This window comes from Winogradskyella flava, assembly GCF_014243395.1.
Taxonomy (GTDB): domain Bacteria; phylum Bacteroidota; class Bacteroidia; order Flavobacteriales; family Flavobacteriaceae; genus Winogradskyella; species Winogradskyella flava.
Window position 1 is genome coordinate 1 of record NZ_JACLCP010000009.1, and the last position, 3,575, is coordinate 3,575.

4 protein-coding genes are annotated in these 3,575 nt (G+C 35.4%); 2 read left to right on the forward strand and 2 right to left on the reverse strand.

Annotated elements, in window-relative coordinates:
• Positions 1-258: 258 nt before the first annotated feature.
• Entirely contained in the window at positions 259-1,122 is an 864-nt protein-coding gene (locus H7F21_RS17240; RefSeq protein WP_185790563.1) for a dienelactone hydrolase family protein, read from the forward strand.
• 571 nt (positions 1,123-1,693) lie between these two features.
• On the opposite strand, the gene H7F21_RS17245 is transcribed toward H7F21_RS17240, so the two are convergent.
• Positions 1,694-2,260 (reverse strand): hypothetical protein, encoded by a 567-nt coding sequence (locus H7F21_RS17245; RefSeq protein WP_185790564.1) that lies wholly within the window; start codon positions 2,258-2,260, stop codon positions 1,694-1,696.
• 360 nt (positions 2,261-2,620) lie between these two features.
• On the opposite strand from H7F21_RS17245, the gene H7F21_RS17250 reads away from it, so the two are divergent.
• Complete coding sequence (locus H7F21_RS17250; protein WP_185790565.1) at positions 2,621-2,761, forward strand: hypothetical protein; 141 nt, start codon at positions 2,621-2,623, stop codon at positions 2,759-2,761.
• Between the two features lie 92 nt (positions 2,762-2,853).
• Here the strand turns inward: H7F21_RS17250 and H7F21_RS17255 are convergent.
• Positions 2,854-3,575, reverse strand: a 722-nt coding sequence (locus H7F21_RS17255) for a suppressor of fused domain protein (protein WP_221892501.1), incomplete at its 5' end; no start/stop codon positions are given.

A 3,575-nucleotide genomic window follows, 5' to 3' on the forward strand; every position in this document is an offset into this window, starting at 1 on the left:
GTCTTGTATATGGCACGTTGCCATATTTATAGTTTTATATTATTCAGCCGAAACTGAGGTTTATTAGTAGGGAAGCGTTTAAAGTTAGCCAAATTTTGGCAATGTGTTATATACGTTGTTATACGGCGTTTTTAATGTAATCGTAAGCAATATATACACCTATTAGAACTTAAATGATTGCAATTTGCAACATGCTTCTAAAAAACCAGTCCTTAAGATATTATCACTAAAGTTATTATAATGGAAAAATTTATCCTATTGTTTTTTGTTTGTTTTGGGTTGATTGGTTGTAAATCGACATCGAGAACCGCTAAGCTTAAACAAGTAGACACAAGAGGTTGGTATACTACACTCGAGCCTTTTGCCAAATTCAATCCTAGTCATGAATCAGTTGAGATATGGACTCCAGAAGATGAAAATAAAGTGCCGTTAGTTATATACGCCCATGGTGGTGCGGGATTTCGTGAAGATGATCGAAGACGAGTTGAGATGCTCCGTAATAATGGTTACGCAACTATATCATTCGATGCTTACGAAATGAATGATTTAGATTGGAACTTTGTTACTCGTAAGGTTACAAATACAGGCAAGCAAAATCTAATTTGGGAAGTGTTTAAGGGAGCCGTTGCCTATGCGACACAAAATGGAAATTGGGATCGTCGAAATATCTTTTTTTATGGAGCCTCAAACGGTGGTCGAACGGTATTATATGCCGGTAATGAGTTAATTAATAAAAATGTGCGAGGAATTATTTCTGAAGCACCTGCCGCAACGGGTTATTCATTGGGAGAGTTAAAAATTCCGACAATCATTCTTTTCGGTAAAATGGACAATTGGGCGGGAAAATCGGACACTGATTTTGTATGGACAAGAACGTATCCAACTTCTCCTATTTCAATTGAATCTTGGTTGAATTCTCAGCGGAGTAAAGGGCATCCGATTCAATTTATTTTTTACGAAAATGCAGGTCATTTACTTTTTGAAGGCCCTCTAGAAAAAGTGACGGTCCGAAGGGGTGAGAATATTGCTTTTACCGCATATCAAGGTGCAGATGAACTTGTGCTGCAGAAATATGAACAGGATGTAACTTCTTTTATAAAAATGAACTCAGTTCAACATTAACTTGATTGTTAAATGCCGTATAACGCTGCGCTATGTGCAGTTGTCTGTTTTTTTGTGAAGATAATGAAAAATCGTGTCGATGATTTGCAATAGTAATCCCGTGCTATGGTTTTTAATTGCCAATTATCGACCTCAAGCTAGCTGGCGAAGCGAGCGTCAGCTTTGATTTTTCTTTTATTGGGAACAAAAAAAGAGCAACCACCGAGCGAAGCGACCGATGAATTCTTATTTTTAAAATATAGATGTCATGAATAATTGCATCTAGCGACCTGATATGTTGAGTAAATCAGCCGCAGCGGCGAAACTAGCTGCTATGTACTTGATAAATGTTATGTTGCAATTGGCATAGCGCAGCGATGATGTCGAAGGGCTTTTGGATATATAGTCTGCGAAGCAGCATAGACAAAAGTACGCCGCAGGCGTATTCGACATCATCGGTCTTGGCTATGGTTTCGTTACGGAATGGTACGCGAGTATCATTCCGCCGTAACCATAAATTTAGTAAAAAGGCTTGAAATTCCGATTAGGAATTTCAGCCGTAATAAACTATAGCCTTTGTTGTGTTTAGTTTTTATAATTCGTTTATTAATTTGTCAAATAATTCGAAATGATGTTTTTCAGTTCTCATTTCAATTTTTAGTTTGTCGTTCTTATGTTCAATCTTATATATTTCTCCAGATTGGAAAAGAGGTTTTAATATTTCTGTCAGTTTGAATATTAGTTTAGATTTCTCATTTTTTATTTCAAGCATATACTTTTTAGAAAAATCAAGTTCAGACAACGATTTATTCACCATTTTTTTCAAAAAGTCAGTTCGTATTTTTTTTCTTATTGTAAATTCCGAATTATGAGTTCCTCTTCTTTCGGTTTCCCATTCCGCTAAAACAAGTAAGCTTTGATATTTTGATGAAAGTAATAAATTTCCAGTTGAAGTAAAGGTCGATTTCTTATAAGTCAAATTCCAATTTGTAGGATTTGATATTTTACCGAAAATCAAATACGACCAAGCGTTGTAATTTCCTTTTACTTTTCCATTTTTATTCGCAATAAAACTTTCAAAGTCAGAACAAAATTCCTCATTCGATTTAAAAAATGGTGAGGATAATTCGTCTGGTGATGCATTTGATTTTATTCTCATTGAATTTTGCTGTCAAATTAAACACAACGCTGCGCTATGTGCAGTTGTCTGTTTTTTTGTGAAGATAATGAAAAATCGTGTCGATGATTTGCAATAGTTATCCCGCGGTATGTTTTTTAATTGCCAATTATCGACCTTGAGCTAGCTGGCGAAGCGAGCGTTAGCTTTGATTTTTCTTTTATTGGGAACAAAAAAAGAGCAACCACCGAGCGAAGCGACCGATGAATTCTTATTTTTAAAATATAGATGTCATGAATAATTGTATCTAGCGATCTGATATGTTGAGTAAATCAGCCGCAGCGGCGAAACATGCTGATATGTACTTCATCAATGTTATGTTACAATTGGCATAGCCCTGCGATGATTTACATATCTCAAGTGGTGGGAATTGGAGCGCAGCGACAATGTAGCAACTTGAGTTCACCTTTTGGTGAATTGTACATCATCGGTTTTGGCTATGGTTTCGTTACGGAATGGTACGCGAGTATCATTCCGCCGTAACCATAAATTTAGCAAAAAGGCTCGAAATTCCGATTAGGAATTTCAGCCGTAATGAACTATAGCCGTTGTTAGGCACTGGCTTTATATATTTATTAGTTTCCAATTAATTTATTCCAGAATGATTTTTTTGAAATCAGACTTTTTCTATTTAGATTCAATACTTCTTTTCCGTTAGCTTTAATTAATAAGTCCAATAGTTTGTTATATCCATTTTCTATTTTGAATTCCAACTCATCTTTATAAAGTGGAAAAACATTGTAGATATTTATTTTTGTTCCATTTCTATGGATTTCGGTAAAATCCTTGTCAAATGTCACAGACGGAAGAATTAACGCTCCTACAAATTCAGTTTGGCTTGAGTAAGGTGACATATCCATTTCCGCCTGTAATGTGTGTCCAATTCCAATCCAAGTGTCGTAAAAATGAGGGAATTTAGCTGATTGCTTGAGTATTGAAATAATCCAATCGTTTTTATTTTTTCCAGAGTAAACTTGTTCAAATTCTATTTCTTTAGGAATAATCATCATTAATTCGGCAAATTCCAATTCCGCTGGATTTCCTGCTTGTTCGTCCACTTCCATTTTCAGAGTGCTCATACCAGAAGTCAGAAGAATGTTGAATTGTGCATTTTTCGGTTTGATAAAATAAACGTCAAGGTGTAAATCCAATGTTGGAATTTCGTGGAAAACTGACATTGAATCTTGGTCAAAAAATTTGTTCAAATGTTCGCCAATCCATTCAGCGTGTTCGCGGTAATGTGTTCTATCTGCAAATGGATTTATATATTCTGCCATTGGTTTTTCAGCTTGTGGCT